The organism is Alcaligenes sp. CHO6 (assembly GCF_037120595.1).
In the GTDB taxonomy this organism is placed as follows: Bacteria; Pseudomonadota; Gammaproteobacteria; order Burkholderiales; family Burkholderiaceae_B; genus Alcaligenes; species Alcaligenes ammonioxydans.
Window position 1 is genome coordinate 1243124 of record NZ_JBANCI010000001.1, and the last position, 21362, is coordinate 1264485.

Here is a 21362-nt window from a genome sequence, read left to right on the forward strand (position 1 = left end):
ATACGGCGCGAAGCAACTTTCAGAAAACAGTGCCTGTGCAGGCGGACCAGCGACGTATTCTGGATTTTGCATCGCTTTACTACTCTCTTTTCTCGCACGCTTTTTTATTATGCGCCCAGATTACGTGGCCATTAATCTGTTCTGTCCTGAGGCACCGAATCGAACAATCTGGACACATGAAATGCTGTATCGACCAACCCAATTTCATGGAGAAGCAGGTATCAAGGCATTGGAAAAACGCTTCAGTTATACGAGTGATGTCGTATTCGATGGCGAGGATTTCGCCAGAGCCGAAGGCGTGGAAGGCCTGCAGCGGGGTTGGGTACAGGGAGGCAATCCCATGCACACACTAGAGCTCGAAGAGGGGCTGCTCGCCATATTTCAACAAACTATTGAAAATGCGATCATGGCGCACCAGTCGGGTCCTTTCATTGCCAAAGGGCCCGACTGATGGAAATCCCCCGCCCTTAAATACGCTTGAACAAGGCCGAGCGCACCTTGCCGCTCGCCCCATCTGCCGCTGTCAGAAACTGCTCCATGTGAATGTCACGCTCAAAAAGGCGGCTTTGCATCAAGGTGGAGATCGCCGCTTCGATCATGGGTGGCGGGCCACACAAATAGGCTTTGTTGCCTGAACAGCGTTGCTCAAAGAACTGCCCCACTGCCTCGTGTACAAAGCCTACAAACCCTTCCCAGGCATCTTCCGGCAAGGGGGCATTCAAGGCCGGAATGTAGTGAAAATTGTCATGCTTTTCAGCTAGCTGATAGAAGTAATCGGCGTGATACAGCTCGGCTTTATTGCGCGCTCCCTGGAACAGGTAAATCGGGCGGGTATCGCCCTGCTCCAGCAAGTCCATAATCATGGACTCGGGACTGGACAGCCCCGAGCCTCCGGCAATGAAGATCGCGCCTTGCGGATCGGACTTGCGCACAAAGAACTGCCCGTAGGGGCCAGACACATCCAGGCTCTGTCCCACTTGCAGCTCCTCGTGCAGCCAGGTGGTGCCGGCTCCCCCTTCCACCTTGCGCACATGCAAATCAACGATGCCGCTCATGGACGGCGGATTCGCAATCGAGAAAGCACGGGTGCTGTCGATGGACGGCACATGCAGGTTGATGTACTGCCCGGCCTGGAACGCCATCGGGCGATCCAATTCCAGACGGATATGCTTGATGGTGGGCGACAAGTCTTCAATCAGGACGACCTTGCCCTGATAGTCCTCCACGGGCAGCCCCTGAAAATCCGGGTCTACATCAATATCGGCCTCGATGACCATATCGGATTCGGGCAGACAGCAACAGGCCAGCAACTTGCCTTCATCGCGCTCCGAATCCATCAGGGCAAAACTGGACGCATCCCCTGCGTCCGCATAGCCTTCCAGAACCTGCACCTTGCAGGTGCCACATGTGCCATGTCCACAGGCAAAAGGCAACCAAACCCCTTGTCGCAACGCAGCGTCCAACAAGGTTTGTCCGTCTTCCACCTCGACCACATCACCTGTGGGTTCTACGGTTACCTGATACGTCATTGCTGCCTCCGCCTCTTATACGCCCGTGCCCTTGTAGCCATTCAGGCCCGGGGTTTTGAAACGCAACAAGGATTTGTGATCGAAGCCTTGTTCACCCAGAGTGCCATCAGGCTTGAGGTCCACCGCCTGACCATTCAGATTCCATTGCACCTTGCTCCATTCGATCTGCTCGAAGTCAGGGTGCTGGGCAAAGCCAGCGGGCATCAGTTGCTGGGTCAGTTGCGACACGGTCATGTCAGCTTGAACCAGAAAGGCCTTGGCCGAGCAGAACAACAGATGCTCATCCCAGCCGATGTACAGCAACATGCTGTCGCCATAGTGGGAGCGCTGGTCGCGCGCGTAGCCTTGATAATCCGGGGTAATCGCAGTAACTGCCATATTGATCTCCAATTTTTATAGGTAGTGGCAGCACCCACCGGGAGCGCTGCCTTTTTTCTCGCGTGACTAGGCCGTCACTCCTTTCCATTCATTCCAGCGCGTTTCATCCACCGAGCCCTTGAAGTCCATATTGTCGACACCCACGTTCAGCCGGTAGTAATCGCTCAGGATCTTCTCGAGCTCGGGGCCACCGCAGCCGCCTTGCAGGATCTGGTTCACCGGCAGCCAGGCCTGGATGTACTTTTCAGGCTCGTGCTCGAAAATATCGCGGCAACCGTCCGAGCAAGTGTGGTAACGCTCACCCTGATAAAGGCTTTGTCGATAGGTAATCTCGTCCGGTTTTTCCATGTCGGTAAAGGTCATGGGCACCTGACACACCTGGCACAGCTGTGGCAGACCGCTGGAGTAAAAACGCTTGCCTTCTGCTTCCATCTTCTTGGCCATCTCCCAACGCGGGCGGTAATACTTGTCGAAGGTGTCGGGATACTTGGCACTTAACCAATCCAGCTCCTCGTCGCTGGGAATCCAGGTGTGAAAACCGGCCGCGTGACCGAAGTTGTAAAAAATCCACCAGGCCTGATGCGAAATGTGCTCTTTTTCTTTCTCGATCACGTCGCTGTACTTGGGCATGCGAATGCCGTAACGGGCCAGGTCCTTGAACAGAGCACCGCCGGCCTGTTCAAAATACACTTCCCACGCTTCTTTCCAGGACATGACCTTGTTGGGCAACATGTAGTCCATCATCATGGCCACCACGGAGAGCAGGCGGGTGCCACGCCAGAACCATTTATCAATCCACTGCTGAACGATAGGCACGTTGTCCTCGTGCTGTTCCAGCAAGAACTTGATCACTTCCAGCCCCAGCGTCATGTGTCGAGCTTCGTCAGACTGCGAGCTGAAACCGAAGGTCACCGTCGCCATATCGCCGTTATAGGCTGCGCCCGACATAAAAGGCACAAACAGCAGGTTGGTCAGCACGTACTCAAAGGAGAAGCTGATCGCCAGCAAAAACTCGAAGGGTCCGGCCGAGCGGGCATCTTCAAAGAAGGACTTGGGCACGGACAGGTACCAGACCCGGTCATGCATATGGCTCCAGTCCTGAAAGCCATTGAAAAACTTGTTGTAATGGCTCATGGCGTGGACCTGCGTCTGGACGTGACGCAGTTCATCAATCGACTGCATCTGGCACGCAATACGGGCGCCGATGCCGCTGAACTGACGGCCCACATGGGAATAGCCCTGGTAAGCCTGGTATTCCAGCGGGGTCACTGCCGTCAGGAACACCTTGATCGCGTTCAGGTAACGCGGATCGGAAATATTCATCTGGCCATTGTTCTGCGCAAAAGCATCAAAAATGGCATACAGCTTCTTTTCTTTTTCGGCCTGGTACTTCCAATACGCGTCCATGGTCAGACGGAACGGATCTTCCCATTTGGACCAATCCGTAATCTTGATACCTTCGAACTCCTCATAGGGGAAGGCGTCCTTGCGATCCTGGTAGCTGAATTCCCAGTCCAGATCACGAGTCAGATAACGATATTTGTCTTTGATATTTAGTTTTTTCGTGGCCATATTGCCCCCTTTTCCGATTTAGCTGTTCCAGTGCAAAAACAAGCGGTCTTCATCTTCATCCACGTTGCCACCCAAGGTGATCAGATTCAGATGCAGCTCCTGCATGTCCCATTGCTGCCCATACTTTTCTTCCACGGTCTCGCGCTTGACGGTCAACTGACCCACACACTCAATACGGATCATGGCTGGCTGATAAATCACCGTCGCGTCCGGGTTGTCTTCCTCGATGGCCTCGACGATGTAGCGCGACATGTCGTTGTCTTGCAGGCCGATATAAACCTTGGATGTCATCAGGCTTCTCCACCCAGGCTCAGGCCTGCTTTCGTGACGCGTTTGGCAATGGTTTCCTGCGCCTGTTCCCAGACCTGATCAGCCTGCTCGGCAAAGGCCGCCTTAAGGTATGGCATGAAGGCGGCGTGTACTTGAGGCAGCCACTGATTGAGCCAGGTTTGGAGTTGCTGCTTGTTTTCCTCGCTTTCGGCAACGGCAATCTTGAAGACGCTATCGCTCCAATTGGACAGGTCTTTATGGCACTCCAACATGAACTCCAGCAGCATATCCAGATCGCGGCCGCCTTCCTTGGCCAGATCCGCCACCAGAGCTTGATACACCCCCTGATGCACCACGCTATTGACCAGCAGGGACTGCACCAGCAGCAGTTCAAACCAGTCTTTCTGGACCAACGTTTTCTCGCACAAGGCGCGCAGACCTTGCCAGGCCGCATCCTGCATCCAGGCCTCTTTGGCTTGGCTCAGGGAATCGGCACTATTGCCATCGATCAGCAGCCCCATACGGGAGACGTATTGCGCCATACCCAGCGAATCCATCCCGGCATAGAGACAGGCTTGGGTAATGGTGGTGCCATACCCGTAGGCCGAGCCCGACATGAAGTTCAGGTTGGCAGTTTGCTCAATGTGACGCACAGGCAGCAGCAAGCGGGTGACCTTGGCTTTGACGTCCTCGCTCAGATACTGAGCCAGCTCGCGCTTTTCAAAAAAACCGTAATTGGTTTCCGCCGACTCCTGCATGCGGGCACGGTTCTGAACATACGCCCCGTAATAGAACTGACGCGGGTCACGGAACACATACCAGTCTTTCATTTGAATGGCGGTGTGTGTGGGGTCGTTCAGGGTCTTGTTCGGCATCCACAGAGGCCGGTAATGGAAGTTGGCCGTCGCCTGGGCGTCGTAGGTGGCTTCCTGGTAGCGCGTGGCCGGTTTTTCGCCAAAGCGGCGGGCCACGTTGGCGAAGGTTTGCCGCACCGGCTGCAAACTGGCCGTTTTAATTTCTAATGTCATCCTCTTGTTCTCCTGAATAAAACCTACTGGGCTTCAGCCTGACGACTGTTACCGACCAAAGTGTCATAACCAAAACGCCATTTTTCCTCGTTCTCGTCATTGACCCGCATTTGCTCATCGCTCATGGGCTGGACATTGTTTTGCAGGCAAAACTGCTCAAATGCCGCCGGGGGCATGACCAGCTCCACAAACAGGTCCGGCTGGCCAATCGCAAAATCAAACTCCACAAAACGGGCATTGGCGGGACTGCGTACGCGTACATACTTCGTCAAGGTGGGCAAGCTCGTGTCTGCCATCGGTTCTCCTCCTGATCAAACGGTTGCATGAGTGTCCACAGCCTGTTCATAGCAAACGCCGTGCCAACTTCAAATTTGAAGGATTTAACCCTTTAGGATTAAAGAGATAGAGGAAAACCAGCCGAGAAGGAATGCGGCCTGAGACGGGTCCGCAGCAGGAAAATTGATCATTTGATCAAGTGCTTAGCGCCGTTTTCACCAAATGCTGAGTTAGGGTAAAACCTTAGAAAAAACGGTTTTATCCGTACTCTGGACACTATTCGGTTTTCCTTGAGTCACTAGAAAGACAGGCGGCATACTGGTTTTAGAAAACCCAAAAACACAATAAAAAAACACAAGATGGAGACTGCCATGGGGGCTACTGAACTCACCCTGCCATTAAGTCAGGACCTGATCGACGCCATTCGCTTTGACGCTCGTGAGGGAAAAATCTGGTTTAGCGAGCAACGCATGCTCTTGCTGCACGCCAGCGGTTTTGGTCAGTTGCGCAAAGAGCTGATTGCCTCTTTAGGCAGCGAGCGCGCCAAATACTTTCTGATGCGCTTTGGCTACCACGCGGGCATGAAAGATGCTGAGGTGTCCCAGAAAGTGCGCCCGGACCTGTCGCTGAAAGAGACCTTTCTGGCGGGGCCGCAAATGCACACCATTCGCGGCATGGTCAAAGTGGTACCTACCGCCCTGACCTTTGACCGCGATGCTGGCCAGTATTACGGCGAATTTGACTGGTTTGACTCCTATGAAGTCAGCAATCACCAGAAAGAGCACGGCCAGTCCAGCGAGCCCGTCTGTTGGAGCCTGCTCGGCTATGCGAGCGGCTACACCAGCTTTTATATGGGCAAGAGCATCATCTACAAAGAAACCCAATGCGCGGCCATGGGCCACAGTCACTGCAAAATCGTAGGCAAACCCGCCGAAGAATGGGAGCATGACGACCCCGAAATTGACCGCTTCATGCTGCCCGACCCGGTTCAGGACGAATTGTTTGCCTTGCGATGCGAGCTGGTGAAGTTACGTGAGCAGGAGTTCAAACGCTCCAGTGCCCACTTCACCTTGCCCAACTCCATCGGCCAGTCGGCGGCTTACCAGGCCGCCTGCCATTTGCTGGAGAAAGCGGCGCAAAGCAAAGTCTCCGTGCTGCTGCTGGGAGAAACCGGCGTGGGGAAAGAAGCCTTCGCACGCGGCCTGCACGCGGCCAGCGACCGGGCTGATCAGCCCTTCATCGCCGTGAACTGTGCCTCCATCCCGCCAGAACTGATTGAGTCAGAGCTGTTTGGTGTGGAAAAAGGGGCCTACACGGGCGCCCACAAGTCCCGCCCAGGCCGCTTCGAACGCGCTCAAGGCGGCACCCTGTTTCTGGACGAGATTGTGGAACTGTCACCAAGGTCTCAAGCTGCCCTGCTCCGGGTCCTGCAGGAACAGGAGCTAGAGCGCGTCGGGGATGAAAATACCCGTCACATCGACGTGCGTGTAGTGGCAGCAACCAACGAGGATTTGGCCGAGGCGGTTCAAAAAGGCAGTTTTCGCGCCGACTTGTACTACCGCCTGAATGTCTTTCCCATCCACATTCCGCCGCTGCGTGAGCGCAAAGAAGACATCCCGCTGCTGACCGAATATTTCCTGAACAAATACTCCAGCATGTACAAAAAGCACGTGCTGGGAGTGAGCGACCGCAGCCGGGAACTGCTGATGCAGTACGACTGGCCGGGCAATATCCGCGAATTCGAAAACATGATCGAGCGTGGTGTCATCCTGACCGAGCACAACCACGAAATCGAAACCCACCACCTGTTCCCCCAGCAAAAAAGTGCCTTGCAGTATCTGAGCAGTTTGAATACGCAAGGCTTTATGGCCAAGGAATCCTGTCTGAGCGCGAATCAGACGCAGTATCTGGAGAGTTTGCTGGAAACGCCCTTCAATCTGGACGAGCTGGAGGAACAGATCATTCAACTGACCCTGAAAAGGACAAACGGAAATATATCGGAAGCTGCCCGCAGACTGGGATTGACCCGGCCTGCATTGGCCTATCGCTTGAAAAAAGTGACGATGCCCGCTTGACGAGTCCAGTGCCTTTTTACAAGGCTCGGGCCCTGTGTGAGCGCTCATTGACGTTTATGCACCAGCCTTGTCCGCATCCCCTGCCCGCTCATCCATGCGAGCACGGGTTTTCTCGTCAAGAATCTGGCGTAAGCGGGCCAGAAACGGCCTTATAGCCGTGTATTTCTCACCGTAAGTCAGGTTGAAGCCGTAATCAAAGTCCTGCGGATTGCGCCCCTGTGTGTGTTGCAAAATCGTTTCCAGCTTGTCCAGTGCCTTCACCATACGTGCTTCGGCTGAACTGGCATTTTCGTACTCTTCCCACAAGCCCAGAATGCCGGCCTGGGCCGTCGCATCCAGGTGGCAGGTCAGATAAGCCATATCCGCACGCTCCTGCTCGCTCTTATCAGGATGCTGATCTTTTTCAATGGCGGAAATATCACCGTGCAAGGCCTCGCCCAAATCGTGGACCAGACAGATTTTCAAGACTTTAAGCATATCCAGATCACCGAGCTCATCCTGAAACAGCATGGCCATCAAGCACAAGCGCCAGGAGTGCTCCGCCGTGCTCTCAGGGCGCCCGGTCGACGTATGTCCACTACGCAATACACTCTTGAGCCGTTCCGCCTCTTCGAGAAAAGCCAGGCGTGATTCGAGTTTCTGTCTATCCATATAAGTTAACGCTGAGTTCGTGGCCAGGAAGCGGTCACTATAAGGCAGGCTGCGGGGCAACAAAACAAAGAGTCTATCGTTGCTCCGTCATAACAAATCGCCAATGCTCGTTTCCTCAACAAAGGGCCTCATTCCTTGCTTTGGTCGAGCGGATTGCACGAGATCTAGCCTGATTTCCTCTACCTACTACAATGGAGGCTTATCTAAGGAGTCTTATGTTGGAATTTCAGCCCCGTGAACGGGCGTATTTATCGGGTATCCGAGCCCTGACGAACGATCAGGACAACAATGAAGTGTTTGTCGGTATGACCGTAGCCGAGTCCATCTGGTACGCAAACTACGTAGAGCATTCCTACAAAGGGGATGTAGCGCGAGGCGACGAAGCCGAAGCACGTTATCTGGCCCTGCATGATCAGCATGAACAGGCACGCCGCGCCGTACTGGCCTCAGAATCCCTACTGCAATCGTTTGACACCGCCGCTCAGTAGTTCTGAGTACATCGCGATCCACTCCAGGCCGGGCACGCATGTCATTCGCCCTGTTTCACCAAGCCTGGTTTGTTCGCCCGTAAAAAAGCCCGCCCATTTTTCCACAGGCGGGCTTTTTTTTGGTGACGGACTCTGGGCTCGGCACGGCTCGGCAATCAAGCAACTGGCTGCCGTGCACCACAACCAGCTACAAGCGCAGTTCCTTGGACAAAAAGGTTTGCACTCGCTGTGGCCGACCTGCCAAATCACCAAAGAACACACCCGTGGGCACGTCCTCCAGAATCTGGCCCTGATCCATGAAAACCATCCGATCGGCTACCTTGCGGGCAAAGCCCATCTCATGGGTGACGCACATCATGGTCATGCCCTCCTGCGCCAAGCTGACCATCACGTCCAGCACCTCATTGACCATCTCCGGGTCCAATGCGGAGGTGGGCTCGTCAAACAGCATGCAGACCGGGTCCATGCACAGCGCCCGCGCAATCGCGACACGCTGTTGCTGCCCGCCCGACAAACTGGCCGGATAACGATCGGCCAGCGCTTTCAGGCCCACCCGATCCAGATACAGCAAGGCCCGCTCGTTCGCTTCATCACGATCCCTGCCCAGCACTTTACGCTGCGCCAAGGTCAGATTGGCCATGACACTCAAATGCGGAAAAAGCTCAAAGTTCTGAAACACCATCCCGACCCGGCTGCGCAAGTCTGGCAGATTCGTTGCCGGGTCACCGACGGAAATCCCATCCACAACAATCGCGCCCTGCTGAAACGGTTCCAGACCATTGACGGTTTTCAACAAGGTGGACTTGCCAGAGCCCGAAGGCCCGCACACCACCACGACTTCCTGCCGGTCCACCTTGGCCGTACAGTCCTTGAGCACCTGAAATGTGCCATACCACTTGGAAACACTATCGATACGGATCATTTGCCATCCAGTCGCAGATGTTTGTCATAACGTCGGGCCACCCGGTTCGCGATCAACTCCAGCGTTGCGCAAATCACGTAGTACATCAACCCGACAAACAAGAAGATTTCAGTGGGGTGCACCATGACCCGGTTACTGACCTGAGTGGCCACGAAAGACAATTCCGCTACGCCAATGACATAGGCCAGCGACGTATCCTTGATCAAGGCAACCCACTGATTAATAAAAGAAGGCAGCATTACCGGCAAAGCTTGCGGCAGAATGATGGACGTCATGATTTGGGCAGTTTTCAGCCCCAGGGCCTTGCCCGCTTGCCATTGCCCCGCCGGCAAGCTGCTGATGCCCGCATACACCGAGTGCGCCAGATACGCACCGCCAATCAAGGACAAGGCGCAGACCACGGTAAACAAACCCGGCACATCCACCTTGAACAGAATGGGCAGCAAAAAATACACCCAGAAAATCAGCATGATCACGGGCACGGCGCGAAAAAAGCCCAGAAACAGCAGCAAAGCGGTATGCGCCACACCACGCGTCAACACCAACGCCACTCCGAACACCAAACCCAAAATGGCAGACAGGCTTGCCGAGAGCACGCTTAACAAGAGCGTCAGGGCTGCCCCTCCTAAAGGGCCGTGCGGATACGCCCCCACCAGGAAGTACAGGAGGTTCTCATGGATTACATCGAAGTTCATTACAGCCCACCTCGCACTTGCAGACGATGGCGTTGCAACCATTGCCCACCCACCTCAACCAGCATGACCAGCAAGACATACAACAGCGTGGCAATCCCAAAGGACTGGAAGGTCTTGAAGGTTTCGGTTTCCACCTGACGGGAGGCATAAGACAGCTCTGCCAAACCAATGGCCATGGTCAGCGAGGTGTTCTTGATGACATTCATGTACTGCCCGATCAGCGAAGGAAAGGTATTGCGCAAGGCTTGCGGCATCACCACATAGCGCCAGACCTGCATGGATGACATGCCCAGGGAGGCCGCAGCGGCCCATTGCCCCTTGCGCACCGCGCGCACGCCGGAGCGAAACTCTTCCGCAACAAACGCTGTGGTGTAGAGCGTCAGCCCCACAAAGGCGGCCAACATCTCAAAACTGGGCCACTGCACATCGAACAAAACCAGTTGCAAGACATGCTGGGTGTTCAGCCATTGAACCAGCTCCGGGGGCATCAGCGCGGAGGCACCGAAATACCAGAAGAACAGTTGCACCAACAAGGGCGTATTACGGAACAGGCTAAGGTAGGCACGCACCGGCCAGGCCAGCCAGGCAAATGACGAGAGCCTGGCAATACACACCAAAAAACCCAAAACAGTTGCAGCGAAGGAAACGATTAAAGAGAGCTGAATCGTGACCCAGAACCCTTGCAGCAACCAGCCCACATAGTGGGGTGCCAGCCAGAAATCAGAAGACGGCATAGCAAACACCAAAAAGCAGGATCAACCGATCCCGCTGTTAAAAACACAAACAGGAAAAGGCCAGCCTGAACATGCAAGGCTGGCCTGCAAGCACGTGGCGACTTACTGTTGCTGACCGATGCGGTACAAACGCTCCAGCGGTGTTTTGGATTGAGGACCAAACCAAACGTCATAAATGGCTTGTGCCTTGCCCTGGGCTTCCAGCTCCAGCAAGGTTTCATCCACAAAGGACTTCAGTGCTGTCTCGCCTTTGGGGATACCAATACCGATCAAGTCCTCGGAAATGCTAAAGGCCGGGATTTCATAGTTTTCCTTGTCCGGCACATTGGCCAACAGGCCGATCAGCTTGGGGCCATCCTGTGTGATAGCCTGCACATTGCCGTTACGCAAGGCGGTAAAGGCGAAAGGCGTATCGTCATAGGCAACCAGCTTGGCCTGGGGGTATTTTTCACGCAGGACGATCTCATTGACTGTGCCTTTGTCGACACCAATACGCAGCGAGTTCAATTGCTCGGGCGAGGACAAGACGCCTTTCTTGGCCAAGAACTGCTGACCCGATGCAAAGTACGGAATGCTGAAATCAACCTGTTTGGCGCGCTCTTCGGTAATCGTAAAGTTGGCCAGAACCAGATCCACTTTATTGGACGTCAGCAGCGGCACACGATTGGCTGGGTTGGTCGGCAAAACTTCCAGCTTCACGCCCAGCTTGTCCGCCAGAGCCTGAGCAAAATCCACATCCAGACCCGTGATCTGACGGGACTTCTGATCCACAAAACCAAACGGTGGATTGCTGTCGAAAGACGCGACTTTCAAGACACCCGTTTTCTTGATGTCATCCAGACGGTCAGCCTGGGCCACTCCAGCCACCAACGCCAGGGTAAGGGTTGCGGCAATGCTTAAAAACGACTTCATAATAAAAACATTCCGTAAAAAAAATGGCACGTCCGATACATACCGTCGTGCCATTCGACCACAGCCGTCAGCCTTTCAAAACGATCAAATCTCCCCATGCTTATAACCAAAACATGTAAGGAGAGAGGCAAAACTGTGCTGCTGCGGCGACCCCGCCCCTTAAAAGGCGACTATTGATTCGTCGGAATCACCTTTTGCACGGCAAAACCCTGTGATGCCGCATAGTCCAGCAACTGGCTCACCGTCTTGGGATCAGCCTGCTTGTCTCGGGACAAGACCCACAGATATTTCCGGTCTGGAGTTCCAACCAGAGAATACTGATAGTCTCCTTCCAGCTTCATGATCCAATAATCTCCCCAGACCATCGGGAGCCAGGACAACCATTTCGGAGCAAAGCGCACCTCCAGCACCGCCGGATCAGCTGGATTAACGCTACTGGCCAGCCTGCCCTGCCCCACCGCTTCTTTGACCTGACCATCGCTACCCTGACAGCGATTGGTGACCGTGATGGTTTTGTCTGCCGCCATCACATAATTGGCCTGCACGTCCCCGACACACTCACGCTGAAAACTGTTGGGCAACCGTGCCTGCTCATACCAGGTACCCATGTACTGGTTCAAGTCCACGTCTTTTTGTGTCGCCAGGTCCGCCTGCGAGGTGGCGCAGGCCGCTAAGGTGACAGATAGTGATAGCACCATAATTTTTTTCATCAGAACTCCCCTTGAACACGAATCAAAGACTATTTCCGCCGACCTTCTCTTACGATTTTCACAGCGCTGCCCGGGCAGGGCGAGCAGCCGGCTTCCAGACCCGACTGCCAGGACAGCGCAAACAATCAGGAAAACAGCTTCACCACCTCCTCGCCGGTCATCTGCCGTGTTGAATTGGCAAACTGATAATTATCTGGTTTCTCATCGATAAAAACCTGCAGTTCAAACGGCCATTGCCCGCTCTCTTTGAACAGGCCGGCCGAAATAGCATGAAAGCCACCTGCCTTGAGCTCATAGAATAAATGCGTGCCGCAGACAGCGCAAAAACTACGCCGCGCCCATTCCGAGGAAGCATAAGACCTGACATGCTCTTTGCCCTCAATGACAGGGCTCTCATGCGTCTCCAATGAAAAGAACGGGCCTCCCGTCCAGTTTCGACAGATACTGCAATGGCAAGCACTGATTGTCGGGCTGGGCTGCGCAATACTGATTGACACCGCAGCACACAAACACGTGCCCTGAATCCGGGTTTGATCACTCGTCATAAACGCCTCCGTGGCTAGGACGTGAACTCATTCTAGCGGCTGCGCGGTCGAACAAGGGAAACTCGATGTAAGGTGTCTCCGCACTACGCCTCCAGTCTTGTGAGCCCTCTTGGTGAATCCCTGCCCGGGCCGGTATCTATTTTCCACACAGCCCTTGTCTTCTACCAGACAGCCCCAAGGTAGGAGGATGGCGTGTGAACACACCGCCTCAACTGACCTTTTATGTATTGATGAAGATGACTAAAAGCGCTATTAACCCCTCCACCGTATTCAATTCTCTGCAATACGGTTTCAGCCAAGGCTTGGTTGTCACCGGCCAACGCCGTGTCATGTTGTCCGGGCAAGTGGGCGTCAACGCCCAGGAACAAACCGTCAGCGGTGGTATGCGTGAACAGACAGAAGCCGCTCTGGACAATATAGAACTGGTTCTGGCCGAAGCGGGCGGCCGGATCGATCAGGTAATCATGCTGCGAATTTTTATTCGGGAAGATGCCAGTTCACCCCAAGAGCAGGATGAGATTGCCGCCGCATTATTGAAACGCTTTCCGGTCAATCCCCCCCCTTCCTCCTGGATTCTGATCAACGGCCTGGCCCGACGCGAATGGCTGATTGAGATTGAAGCAGAGGCCATGCTGGACTGATCGCGCGCACTATGCATTTTTAAATGCTGAGCGCAAAAAAAGACCTGGTATCGAACCGAGGTCTTTTTTTTGCTCTCTGTCTCCAGAGCCTGTGTGTGGGCTCACCTTGCTAAGGGCACTACTGAAAACAGAGCCTGCGCCCTGAGTGGGGAACGGGGAGCACCCAAAGAGCTGCAGGCGGGCTCGAGCAGTTTTTTTACAGCCCCCACGCCGTCAAATCCGGATGGCGGGAAAGTCGGCCAAGCGCGTGTTCAACCCCGTGCGCACAATCGAGCAAACCCGCATCACCTCCCCGCGGAGTCATTAATTGAATGCCCGTAGGTAAACCGTGCCCATCCAGCCCGGTGGGCAGAGAAATAGCGGCTGCTCCCAAAAAATTGCCGGGGCGCAGCAAGCGGCCCAAACCAGCATGCCGTACATCTTCAGGATCGAGCGGCTGAGCCACCTGATCGCAGGCGGGCATCAGTAACGCTGCAAAGCCATGCATCGCCTGCGCAAACGCCTGCATATCGGCTGTGCGTCGTTGCAAAGCCGCTTCATAAGCCGCTCTATCAATCCGCCCCCCCGCCAGGATGCGTTCCCGCACCACTGACCACAGGTCGTGTCGAGGATCGGCAGCGAGCTCACCGTAATATTGATAGGCCTCGTAAGCGAGCACAATCGAATTATCTTCAGCCAGTCGGGCAAAAGAACAATCCGGCGGCGGTGCCCAGGTCTGCAGTGATACGCCTGCCTCCTGCAAGCGCTCCAGCGTGGAATGCCAGCTCGTTTGTGTGTCATGGTCCAACATAGTGGGCCAGTCCGTCTCGTCCAGCACGGCAATCGAACCCTGTATCGGTGCAACAGGTGCGCGCAAGGCCGCCACACACCCGGCAGGCAACGCCAGCGTCGAAGGATCGGCAATGTCCGGGCCTGCCAACAGCGCCGTCACTTGACGGGCATCGGCCACACTGCGCGCGATGGGTCCCAGAACATCCAGGGTCGCAGACAAAGGCAAGCTGCCTGCACAACTGATCACGCCGGTCGAAGGCTTGTAACCGACAAGGCCATTAAGTGTGGCAGGAGCACGTACTGAGCCGCCCGTATCGCCTCCCATGGCCATCGGCACCAGACCAGCCGCTACCGCCACCCCACTGCCACTGGAGGAGCCCCCCGGAGCACGCGCGACGACCGCATCCCAGGGATTGCGCGCCGTGCCCTGGCTAGGATTCTGCCCGGATAAGCCAAAGGCGAACTCGGTCATCCGGGTTTTGCCCAGCACCACCAAACCGTGCGCCATCAAGGAGCGCAGGACAGCTGCCGTCTCGGTACTAAGCTTGCCGCCCCGGCTTTGCGAACCGAGAGTCGCCTCGGTACCCTCCCATTGCACACTGTCCTTGACGGCCACGGGCACACCATGGAAGGGTCCCAGCACAATGCCCGCCGCCAGCAAACGATCGGCCGCGTCCGCCTGGGCCAGGGCGCGTTCGGCCGTGATGACACTAAAGGCATTGAGCTCGGCTGCACGCTCGATACGATCCAGAAAATACGTGGCAACCTGGCGGGCGCTTAAGCGGCCCTGCCGAATCTCCTGCCCAATCTCCAGAGCATCTCGAAAATGAAGGGCGACATCTTGTTTCAACATGGGGTTTCCTGAAAATCACACAGCCCGCATCGCGGGCTGTGTCTACTACCCGGCCAGACACCGGGCTAAACAGGCGCGATCAGCGCAATTTTTGTCCGACTGTCTCGGGCATACGTATAAAGGTGACCAAGGTAATTAGCGCGCCAGCCAACACATAGTAAAAGAACCATCGTTCCAGGCCATTGCTTTGCAACCAGGTCAACAGATAAGGCGTCGTGCCTCCCAACAAAGCCACCATCAGGTTATAGGGGGCACCGATGCCAACCGCCCGGACGCTGGTCGGGAACTGCTCAGACATAATCGCTGGGCCGATCGAGGTATACATGGCGTACAGGACCAGACCAAACAGCTCCACCAGCAAAATAGAACCGAAAGACGGGCCCAACGTGCTCATCAGCGGATAAAAGAAGAACAGGTACCCGGCCGCAAAAACGATTAATTGTGGTTTGCGTCCGATCCGATCGGACAAGGCACCGAACAAGGGCTGGACCACCATGAACACAATCAAGGCCACAGTATTGGCGGCAAATGCAACCTTGGGATCGGCCTGCACATGGCGGATGGCATAGGTCGGCACATAGGCGACAAAAATATAGAACGCAAAGGTTGTCAGCACGGAAAAACCGATAATGCGCAGCACTTCTCTGGGGTAATCACGCAGCAACGTGCGCAAAGGCTGCTTTTCAACCCCTGCTTTCTTGCTTTCGGAAAAAGCCTCGGTCTCGGGAATCGAGCGTCGAATCCACAGACCCACTACCCCGCCCAATGCCCCCAGCAGAAACGGAATACGCCAACCCCAGGCGGCCATTTCCGCACGCGTCAACCAGGTCGTCAGCACCCACCCTACGGCCGAAGCCGCCAGGATGCCGACCGCCGCACTGAAGAAAACAAAGCTGGAGTAAAAACCGCGGCGATGGGGCGGCGCCATCTCGGTCAGAAAAGTTGTTGCCGAGGCATACTCTCCTCCCAAAGACAGACCTTGCAACAGACGGGCAAGGGTCAATAAAAGAGGAGCCGCCAAACCGATTGCCGCATAGGTCGGGGTTACTGCGATAATAAGCGACCCTCCGGCCATCATCAGGATAGTCAGTCCTAAAGCGGCTTTGCGTCCGTAACGGTCGGAGAAGATACCAAGCAGCCAGCCGCCGATGGGACGCATGAAAAAACCCACTGCAAAAATACCAAAGCTGGCCAGCAGTGCCGTGGTTTCATTTCCTTCAGGAAAGAACTGACTGGAAAAAAAGATAGCGAAGGAGGCGTAAATGGTCCAATCGAACCATTCAACCGCGTTGCCTACACTACCTGCCACAATGGTGCGAACGCGCGAAACCGGAACGGGGTCCACTCCTGTCGGGGCGCTCGGACGTAGAGAGGGAGTGCTCATGAATTCCTCAATTTGTTTATTTTTGGTCAAAACAGGTTTAAAAAGTTTATTTTTTAGCAATTGAAGAAGGTTAATTAGATGAATATGGTCACGTCAAGCAAGGGTAAACCCTTGCTACCCACTCTCGATGACACCGATCTGGCCTGCCTGATTGCCTTGCAGGCAGAGCCACGCGCCTCCTGGCGAGAGCTCGGCGCGGCCGCCGGCATCGCCGAACGTACAGTGGGAAGACGGATCAAGCGCCTTTTGGAAACAGGCGCCCTGCGCGTCATTGCCGAAACCGACCCGTTGACCACTGGCAAGGGGGTGGTCTTGCATGCCTGGATGCGCTGTCATGCCGGACAAGTTCCTTTCGTGGCCGAAAAACTGGCCCAAATGGAAAACTGCCAATTGGTGGTCACCTTGGCAGGCTCCGCAGACTTGATGGCCGAACTGACACTTGCCGATGAGGCAGACATGCCCGAACTGGTGACCCGCAGCCTTCCCTGCATGCCCGGCGTCGAGCATGTCGATGCACGCCTGGTACTACGCTCGTTTCGACGGGCAGGTCAGTGGCGCATACAGGCCAAGCCAGCAGACACGACCGACAGCCACTCCACGCACGCTCCCCTGGCACTGACCGAAGCCGAACACCGAATCGCGAATGGGTTAAAAAGGGATGGTCGGGCCAGCCTGGCCGATTTGGCCGAGCAGGCTGGCGTAAGCGAACCGACCGCGCAACGGCTTTTACAGCATCTGGTAGAGCGTAAAGCGCTGTCTTTCCGGGTCGAAGTGGAGCCCGCTTTGGTAGGCTTTCCGGTTGAAGCTGTGGTTTCGATACAAGTGCGCCCTCAGGCGGCCAATACGCTGGCAGCACACCTGGCCCAGGACCCCAATACCCGTTGTCTCTTTGGCACCAGTGGCCCTTCCCAACTTTTCTGGCACGTGCTTTGCCGCGACAGCCTCCAGCTTTGGGATGTAGTGACGCGTCGGCTGGGGGAAATAGAAGGCGTGCTCAACAGCAACGTGGCTGTGGTCATGCAGGCCCACAAGCGCTGCGGCATCGTACGCAGCCAAGATAACGCCCAAGAACAAAAAATGGAGCACGAATGACAGAACGGCGTGTTGACCGCGCCGTCCTGTTTCTCTCGTCCAAGCCATGAGCCTGCCCAATGGCAGGCGGCGACGACTCTGTTCACACACCGTACCTGTCTGCACCGCCGTTGCAGGAAGCCTCCGCCAGGCGACGGCGTAATGGCAAGGCCCAAGATAAAAAGACACACGGACAGGCGGGCTGAGCTCTCGTCCACGTTCCCGACTGAACGAAGAAGGGGCAACAAGGGCCCCTATCTATTCCTCCACAACTGGCGCATCCGGTATTCCTTTCTTGACCGACTCAATACTGTTTTGAGCACTCTGCTTACTGGTATAGCCTTCCGAGCTGACGCAAATAATATTGCCGTTTGCCGCCTTGAACCGCCAGCGCCATTCACCCCCTTTGTCCTTGTAAAGCACAAATTTCATGATGACCCTCCCAGAGTAAAAACGCACATTGCGCTGCTGCTATCCTAGGGCCAGACAGGTTCAGCAGACATTGGGGTTTACCTGACAGCATCGCCTTGTCGGGTTAGCCAAACAGGCCACAGCGCTAGGCTAGGAAACACGGCGTCCACTTTGAACCTGACGGAGTATGCGGACACCGCACGAGCCCCATTTCCGTAAGGGAATAAGCTTGGAGCCAACACAAAAACAGCACGATCGCCAAAAACGGCGCCGTACGGCAAGAAATTAAAAAACACGGCGGTTCATGCCCCAGGTATTGCGCGGACTTGATCAACACCAATACGGGCTTCGAAGCGATGCACTAAGCTTTTCCCTTTCGGCAACAGTCTTCCATTGTGCCTGCCCTGTGTTCGGAGAGAAGAGGGAATCATGTATTACGGTGAACGATTCAATGCCTGGTCACATTTGATCGGCGCGGTTCTGGCCATCGGCGGTGTCTCCTGGCTGCTGGTCATGGCAAGCTTTACGGGCGACCCTTGGCGCATTACCAGCACAGCCATCTATGGCACTACGCTTGTCCTGCTTTACCTGATCTCCACGCTGTACCACTGCTTCCAGGGACGAGCCAAACGCGTATTTCGCAAGATGGACCACTTTTCCATCTATTTGCTGATTGCGGGAAGTTATACCCCCTTTTGCCTGGTAACGCTGCGAGGACCTTGGGGATGGAGTCTGTTCGGCGTGGTCTGGGGTCTGGCTCTCATCGGTATCCTTCAGGATATCCGTCCACGTTCGCCAGCACGCGTCTTGTCGCTGGTCATTTACGCTCTTATGGGCTGGATTGTCTTGCTGGCGCTGGAGCCCCTGGCATCCAGTCTGGGCTCACAGGGCTTTTCCTGGTTGGCGGCAGGAGGGGCAATTTATACTGCCGGCATTGTTTTTTTCGTGTTTGACGAGCGCTTCCGACATTGGCACGGCATTTGGCATTTATTTGTACTGGCGGGCAGTGCAGCACATTTCCTGGCCATATCCCAATACGTGGTGATGTAAAGCCAACTCCAGCCAACCACTCCCTGATGATCAGGCGCTTGTACGAAGCGCTGGCCTACCCAAGCGGCTCCCCATGGGTAGCTCTGCTTCGACGCTGATAATGATCAGCGCCACGCTTGTCCTACAAGGCCCCTCATAGCAACCTGACAAACACAATCGCTTTAATGACAGGGAGATAACCCAACAAAATTCCGATAGTTATCAACGCTGATAAAGCTTATCGGGCTTTCGGGACTGTAAATCAAGCGCTTATTACCGCGATAGCCTCGCGACACATCCAGGTCAGCACTGAGCCACTGCACATTAGCGGGCAAGCCTGGGCCTCTGAAAGCGTCCCCTCCTATCAATTTCTGATTGGTTGCCCTAAGCCCCCACAGACTGTCTGAAGCCTTCCCAGACCACCCCAGTCTCCTTGCTTCGTTACTTGTCAGGTACTGAGGAGGAAGCCTTTCGTACTGCTTTATTTGGCGAAGCACATGGACAAGCGCCTTCACGTCATTGATGACCGGCATCCCTTGCTCTGAGAGAAACTGGTTGACCTCTCTCACTTCCTGCTCACAGGACACCCTCGTCTGAGCGTGGGCGCTACCGATCAACATGCTACAAGCGATGGCACCTAGTGTTAGTGCATTTATTTTCTCATTATTTGACTATTTGACATTATTAAATGCGCGATTCTATCACCAACCACTGCGCCGTTACCTTATTCTCAACGCTAGGCGTTGAAGCTACCAACAGCGCGTCTATTTCAACAAGAGGCGTGTATGGATGGAGGTTGAGAACCAGCTTGTCATGCCCTTCCCTATCATGCTCACAGCGTCGTCTCTGCCAGAAACACCCTCATTGACAGAGGGTCAGGGACGCCGATGCATCGTCGCGGACCATGCCTGGATGAGGGCAAGGGGCACTTGCATACGAAAAGGCCGAACCCAATGTTTCAAAGGGTCCGGCCTTAACCGATCAACTCAACACTTGCCTAAGAAGGCAAGCAGGGGATCAAACGATTTGGATCTGGGTAGCGCAAGGGCCTTTTTGGCCAGCGCCTGCAACGAAAGAAACTCGCTGATTCTCTTCGAGAGATTTAAACCCAGTACCCTGAATTTCACTGTGGTGTGCGAAGAGGTCTTTACCGCCACTTTCCGGTGCGATGAAGCCGAAGCCTTTTTCGTTGTTGAACCACTTCACGATACCAATTTCTGTTTTCAATGTATGTCCTAATTGTTCAAGGGAAAAATCTCCCTGAACACACTATGGACCTTATTCAGAGATATAGATAGCGCTGTTACAAACTAAATAGCCAAACCGCGTTCAATCTTGGCTCTGCAGCCACCGCCTTCCCACTCCCTCAAGCATTTCAATATCAAAACTGCCTTGTCATGATCAACGAGAGTACCGCGAACGATAGGATTAGATCCCCGGACATGGCGGTCACGGCCTACGCGTAGATGCAGCGACAGGCACAGGCTAAGCCTCTTGCCTTTCAATGGAGCCTGACGCGGCGCAAACCTCACGGGGTTATGCATGACAGCGCTTGCAGTGCACAGTCCATGCGCACACGGGCTGTGGCTGAGCGTAACAGCGCCTATATTGCGAAGCCCACCCGCTGCTCCCTCATTTAATTACAGCCCCACCCCACCCACGAGCGAGCGGCAATGGGCGCGCTGGGAAGAATTCGATATGGCCAACGCCTTATGGACCATCCCCGCCGAGCGCATGAAAGGCCGGCTGACTCAAAAACAAAGCGCCGCGGATCACCTGGTGCCCCTGTCCCGCCAAAGCCTACAAATTCTTGATTCGCTGTACAGCCTATCCGGCCGGCATGCGTTTCTCTTTCCGGGTGTGCACAATCCTCGCTCTACGCCTATCAGCAGCGAGACGATGAACCGGGCTTTAAAGATTATGGGATTTGGCGGCCTGCAGACGGGCCATGGCTTTCGTGGCTTGGCTTCCACCATCATGAACGAGCAAAGCGGTTTTTGCTCAGAGGTGATTGAGCGTCAGCTGGCACACCGTGATCGCAACAAGGTGCGCCGTGCCTACAACCATGCTCAGTACATGGCCGGGCGCCATGACCTGATGCAATGGTGGTCGGATTACCTGGACGCGCAGTTGGAGAAAGCGCCAAAATAGCCATGCCCCCATTCGTTCCGTCCGTGCCCCCATTCATGCCACCAAAATACCTTGGCGGGGCTTGGCGCAGCTTGGAACGCTGGGCAACAAAAAAGCCCCAAAGTATTGATCTTTGGGGCTTTTCTTGGCACAGCTTGGAGCTGTGTGCATATATTCTGGTAGGCAGTACTGGATTCGAACCAGCGACCTCTACGATGTCAACGTAGCGCTCTAACCAACTGAGCTAACCGCCTGCGGTGAAGAAATAAAATAATAGATCTTCCCTA

24 protein-coding genes and 1 tRNA gene are annotated in these 21362 nt (G+C 55.0%); 7 read left to right on the plus strand and 18 right to left on the minus strand.

Annotation, left to right across the window (positions count from 1 at the left end):
• Positions 1-109 precede the first annotated feature (109 nt).
• The gene (locus V6936_RS05825) at positions 110-451 is read left to right on the plus strand and encodes an SRPBCC family protein (RefSeq protein WP_219235975.1); all 342 of its coding nucleotides are present in this window, start codon (positions 110-112) and stop codon (positions 449-451) included.
• 16 nt (positions 452-467) lie between these two features.
• Here V6936_RS05825 and V6936_RS05830 read toward each other — a convergent pair whose 3' ends face one another.
• From V6936_RS05830 to V6936_RS05855, 6 genes are all read right to left on the minus strand, one after another.
• A complete protein-coding gene (locus V6936_RS05830) occupies positions 468-1529 on the minus strand; it encodes an NADH:ubiquinone reductase (Na(+)-transporting) subunit F (RefSeq protein WP_003800431.1) in 1062 nt (353 codons plus the stop codon).
• A gap of 15 nt (positions 1530-1544) precedes the next feature.
• Positions 1545-1907: a phenol hydroxylase subunit P4 gene (locus V6936_RS05835; RefSeq protein WP_336579563.1), complete on the minus strand. Its 363-nt coding sequence runs from the start codon at positions 1905-1907 to the stop codon at positions 1545-1547.
• Positions 1908-1973: 66 nt separating this feature from the next.
• Positions 1974-3479 carry an aromatic/alkene/methane monooxygenase hydroxylase/oxygenase subunit alpha gene (locus tag V6936_RS05840; protein WP_003800435.1) on the minus strand — a complete coding sequence of 502 codons (1506 nt, stop codon included), beginning with the start codon at positions 3477-3479 and terminating at the stop codon, positions 1974-1976.
• A gap of 18 nt (positions 3480-3497) precedes the next feature.
• A complete protein-coding gene (locus V6936_RS05845; RefSeq protein ID WP_003800437.1) occupies positions 3498-3770 on the minus strand; it encodes an MmoB/DmpM family protein in 273 nt (90 codons plus the stop codon).
• A complete protein-coding gene (locus V6936_RS05850) occupies positions 3770-4777 on the minus strand; it encodes an aromatic/alkene monooxygenase hydroxylase subunit beta (protein ID WP_336579564.1) in 1008 nt (335 codons plus the stop codon). The genes V6936_RS05845 and V6936_RS05850 overlap by 1 nt, the downstream gene beginning before the upstream one ends.
• 23 nt (positions 4778-4800) lie before the next feature.
• On the minus strand, positions 4801-5073 hold the full coding sequence (locus V6936_RS05855) for a phenol hydroxylase subunit (RefSeq protein ID WP_131071674.1): 273 nt from the start codon (positions 5071-5073) through the stop codon (positions 4801-4803).
• Between the two features lie 351 nt (positions 5074-5424).
• On the opposite strand from V6936_RS05855, the gene V6936_RS05860 reads away from it, so the two are divergent.
• On the plus strand, positions 5425-7128 hold the full coding sequence (locus V6936_RS05860; protein WP_131071673.1) for a sigma-54-dependent Fis family transcriptional regulator: 1704 nt from the start codon (positions 5425-5427) through the stop codon (positions 7126-7128).
• Positions 7129-7182: 54 nt separating this feature from the next.
• Here V6936_RS05860 and V6936_RS05865 read toward each other — a convergent pair whose 3' ends face one another.
• The gene (locus tag V6936_RS05865) at positions 7183-7779 is read right to left on the minus strand and encodes an HD domain-containing protein (RefSeq protein WP_059317693.1); all 597 of its coding nucleotides are present in this window, start codon (positions 7777-7779) and stop codon (positions 7183-7185) included.
• 215 nt (positions 7780-7994) lie between these two features.
• On the opposite strand from V6936_RS05865, the gene V6936_RS05870 reads away from it, so the two are divergent.
• Positions 7995-8267, plus strand: coding sequence for a hypothetical protein (locus tag V6936_RS05870; RefSeq protein WP_003800445.1), 273 nt, complete (start codon positions 7995-7997; stop codon positions 8265-8267).
• Between the two features lie 187 nt (positions 8268-8454).
• Here the strand turns inward: V6936_RS05870 and V6936_RS05875 are convergent, their stop codons facing one another.
• The 6 genes from V6936_RS05875 to V6936_RS05900 all read right to left on the minus strand — a co-directional run bounded on the left by V6936_RS05875 (position 8455) and on the right by V6936_RS05900 (position 12785).
• Complete coding sequence (locus V6936_RS05875; protein ID WP_240208741.1) at positions 8455-9189, minus strand: amino acid ABC transporter ATP-binding protein; 735 nt, start codon at positions 9187-9189, stop codon at positions 8455-8457.
• A complete protein-coding gene (locus tag V6936_RS05880) occupies positions 9186-9884 on the minus strand; it encodes an amino acid ABC transporter permease (RefSeq protein ID WP_003800448.1) in 699 nt (232 codons plus the stop codon). The genes V6936_RS05875 and V6936_RS05880 overlap by 4 nt, the downstream gene beginning before the upstream one ends.
• Positions 9884-10618, minus strand: coding sequence for an amino acid ABC transporter permease (locus V6936_RS05885; protein WP_003800450.1), 735 nt, complete (start codon positions 10616-10618; stop codon positions 9884-9886). The genes V6936_RS05880 and V6936_RS05885 overlap by 1 nt, the downstream gene beginning before the upstream one ends.
• Positions 10619-10720: 102 nt before the next feature.
• On the minus strand, positions 10721-11530 hold the full coding sequence (locus V6936_RS05890; protein ID WP_003800452.1) for an ABC transporter substrate-binding protein: 810 nt from the start codon (positions 11528-11530) through the stop codon (positions 10721-10723).
• A 170-nt stretch (positions 11531-11700) separates the two neighbouring features.
• Positions 11701-12240: a lipocalin family protein gene (locus V6936_RS05895; protein ID WP_003800454.1), complete on the minus strand. Its 540-nt coding sequence runs from the start codon at positions 12238-12240 to the stop codon at positions 11701-11703.
• 125 nt (positions 12241-12365) lie between these two features.
• The gene (locus tag V6936_RS05900; RefSeq protein ID WP_003800456.1) at positions 12366-12785 is read right to left on the minus strand and encodes a GFA family protein; all 420 of its coding nucleotides are present in this window, start codon (positions 12783-12785) and stop codon (positions 12366-12368) included.
• A 236-nt stretch (positions 12786-13021) separates the two neighbouring features.
• Here V6936_RS05900 and V6936_RS05905 point away from each other — a divergent pair, with 236 nt between their 5' ends.
• The gene (locus V6936_RS05905; protein WP_039943113.1) at positions 13022-13426 is read left to right on the plus strand and encodes a RidA family protein; all 405 of its coding nucleotides are present in this window, start codon (positions 13022-13024) and stop codon (positions 13424-13426) included.
• A 196-nt stretch (positions 13427-13622) separates the two neighbouring features.
• Here V6936_RS05905 and V6936_RS05910 read toward each other — a convergent pair whose 3' ends face one another.
• Both V6936_RS05910 and V6936_RS05915 read right to left on the minus strand, forming a co-directional pair.
• Positions 13623-15050 (minus strand): amidase, encoded by a 1428-nt coding sequence (locus V6936_RS05910; protein WP_219235969.1) that lies wholly within the window; start codon positions 15048-15050, stop codon positions 13623-13625.
• Between the two features lie 79 nt (positions 15051-15129).
• Positions 15130-16434 (minus strand): MFS transporter, encoded by a 1305-nt coding sequence (locus V6936_RS05915; RefSeq protein ID WP_003800463.1) that lies wholly within the window; start codon positions 16432-16434, stop codon positions 15130-15132.
• Between the two features lie 78 nt (positions 16435-16512).
• Here V6936_RS05915 and V6936_RS05920 point away from each other — a divergent pair, with 78 nt between their 5' ends.
• Entirely contained in the window at positions 16513-17526 is a 1014-nt protein-coding gene (locus V6936_RS05920) for an Lrp/AsnC family transcriptional regulator (RefSeq protein ID WP_336579568.1), read from the plus strand.
• A 237-nt stretch (positions 17527-17763) separates the two neighbouring features.
• Here the strand turns inward: V6936_RS05920 and V6936_RS05925 are convergent, their stop codons facing one another.
• The gene (locus V6936_RS05925) at positions 17764-17937 is read right to left on the minus strand and encodes a YegP family protein (protein ID WP_003800466.1); all 174 of its coding nucleotides are present in this window, start codon (positions 17935-17937) and stop codon (positions 17764-17766) included.
• A gap of 408 nt (positions 17938-18345) precedes the next feature.
• Here V6936_RS05925 and trhA point away from each other — a divergent pair, with 408 nt between their 5' ends.
• On the plus strand, positions 18346-18966 hold the full coding sequence (trhA, locus tag V6936_RS05930) for a PAQR family membrane homeostasis protein TrhA (protein ID WP_003800468.1): 621 nt from the start codon (positions 18346-18348) through the stop codon (positions 18964-18966).
• A 996-nt stretch (positions 18967-19962) separates the two neighbouring features.
• Here the strand turns inward: trhA and V6936_RS05940 are convergent.
• A complete protein-coding gene (locus V6936_RS05940; RefSeq protein WP_003800472.1) occupies positions 19963-20172 on the minus strand; it encodes a cold-shock protein in 210 nt (69 codons plus the stop codon).
• Between the two features lie 315 nt (positions 20173-20487).
• On the opposite strand from V6936_RS05940, the gene V6936_RS05945 reads away from it, so the two are divergent.
• Positions 20488-21096: a tyrosine-type recombinase/integrase gene (locus V6936_RS05945; RefSeq protein WP_336579571.1), complete on the plus strand. Its 609-nt coding sequence runs from the start codon at positions 20488-20490 to the stop codon at positions 21094-21096.
• A 156-nt stretch (positions 21097-21252) separates the two neighbouring features.
• Here the strand turns inward: V6936_RS05945 and V6936_RS05950 are convergent.
• A tRNA-Val gene (locus V6936_RS05950) sits at positions 21253-21329 on the minus strand.
• Positions 21330-21362: the final 33 nt, after the last annotated feature.

What these genes read in the sequence shown, in the direction of transcription:
- V6936_RS05890 (WP_003800452.1), bottom strand. Translation starts at nt 11,530, where the DNA reads ATGAAGTCGTTTTTAAGCATTGCCGCAACCCTTACCCTGGCGTTGGTG.
- V6936_RS05865 (WP_059317693.1), bottom strand. Translation starts at nt 7,779, where the DNA reads ATGGATAGACAGAAACTCGAATCACGCCTGGCTTTTCTCGAAGAGGCG.
- V6936_RS05845 (WP_003800437.1), bottom strand. Translation starts at nt 3,770, where the DNA reads ATGACATCCAAGGTTTATATCGGCCTGCAAGACAACGACATGTCGCGC.
- V6936_RS05885 (WP_003800450.1), bottom strand. Translation starts at nt 10,618, where the DNA reads ATGCCGTCTTCTGATTTCTGGCTGGCACCCCACTATGTGGGCTGGTTG.
- V6936_RS05855 (WP_131071674.1), bottom strand. Translation starts at nt 5,073, where the DNA reads ATGGCAGACACGAGCTTGCCCACCTTGACGAAGTATGTACGCGTACGC.
- V6936_RS05875 (WP_240208741.1), bottom strand. Translation starts at nt 9,189, where the DNA reads ATGATCCGTATCGATAGTGTTTCCAAGTGGTATGGCACATTTCAGGTG.
- V6936_RS05895 (WP_003800454.1), bottom strand. Translation starts at nt 12,240, where the DNA reads ATGAAAAAAATTATGGTGCTATCACTATCTGTCACCTTAGCGGCCTGC.
- V6936_RS05880 (WP_003800448.1), bottom strand. Translation starts at nt 9,884, where the DNA reads ATGAACTTCGATGTAATCCATGAGAACCTCCTGTACTTCCTGGTGGGG.
- V6936_RS05945 (WP_336579571.1), top strand. Translation starts at nt 20,488, where the DNA reads ATGACAGCGCTTGCAGTGCACAGTCCATGCGCACACGGGCTGTGGCTG.
- V6936_RS05850 (WP_336579564.1), bottom strand. Translation starts at nt 4,777, where the DNA reads ATGACATTAGAAATTAAAACGGCCAGTTTGCAGCCGGTGCGGCAAACC.
- V6936_RS05915 (WP_003800463.1), bottom strand. Translation starts at nt 16,434, where the DNA reads ATGAGCACTCCCTCTCTACGTCCGAGCGCCCCGACAGGAGTGGACCCC.
- V6936_RS05925 (WP_003800466.1), bottom strand. Translation starts at nt 17,937, where the DNA reads ATGAAATTTGTGCTTTACAAGGACAAAGGGGGTGAATGGCGCTGGCGG.
- V6936_RS05860 (WP_131071673.1), top strand. Translation starts at nt 5,425, where the DNA reads ATGGGGGCTACTGAACTCACCCTGCCATTAAGTCAGGACCTGATCGAC.
- V6936_RS05830 (WP_003800431.1), bottom strand. Translation starts at nt 1,529, where the DNA reads ATGACGTATCAGGTAACCGTAGAACCCACAGGTGATGTGGTCGAGGTG.
- V6936_RS05870 (WP_003800445.1), top strand. Translation starts at nt 7,995, where the DNA reads ATGTTGGAATTTCAGCCCCGTGAACGGGCGTATTTATCGGGTATCCGA.
- V6936_RS05835 (WP_336579563.1), bottom strand. Translation starts at nt 1,907, where the DNA reads ATGGCAGTTACTGCGATTACCCCGGATTATCAAGGCTACGCGCGCGAC.
- V6936_RS05825 (WP_219235975.1), top strand. Translation starts at nt 110, where the DNA reads ATGCGCCCAGATTACGTGGCCATTAATCTGTTCTGTCCTGAGGCACCG.
- V6936_RS05840 (WP_003800435.1), bottom strand. Translation starts at nt 3,479, where the DNA reads ATGGCCACGAAAAAACTAAATATCAAAGACAAATATCGTTATCTGACT.
- trhA (WP_003800468.1), top strand. Translation starts at nt 18,346, where the DNA reads ATGTATTACGGTGAACGATTCAATGCCTGGTCACATTTGATCGGCGCG.
- V6936_RS05910 (WP_219235969.1), bottom strand. Translation starts at nt 15,050, where the DNA reads ATGTTGAAACAAGATGTCGCCCTTCATTTTCGAGATGCTCTGGAGATT.
- V6936_RS05920 (WP_336579568.1), top strand. Translation starts at nt 16,513, where the DNA reads ATGAATATGGTCACGTCAAGCAAGGGTAAACCCTTGCTACCCACTCTC.
- V6936_RS05900 (WP_003800456.1), bottom strand. Translation starts at nt 12,785, where the DNA reads ATGACGAGTGATCAAACCCGGATTCAGGGCACGTGTTTGTGTGCTGCG.
- V6936_RS05905 (WP_039943113.1), top strand. Translation starts at nt 13,022, where the DNA reads ATGACTAAAAGCGCTATTAACCCCTCCACCGTATTCAATTCTCTGCAA.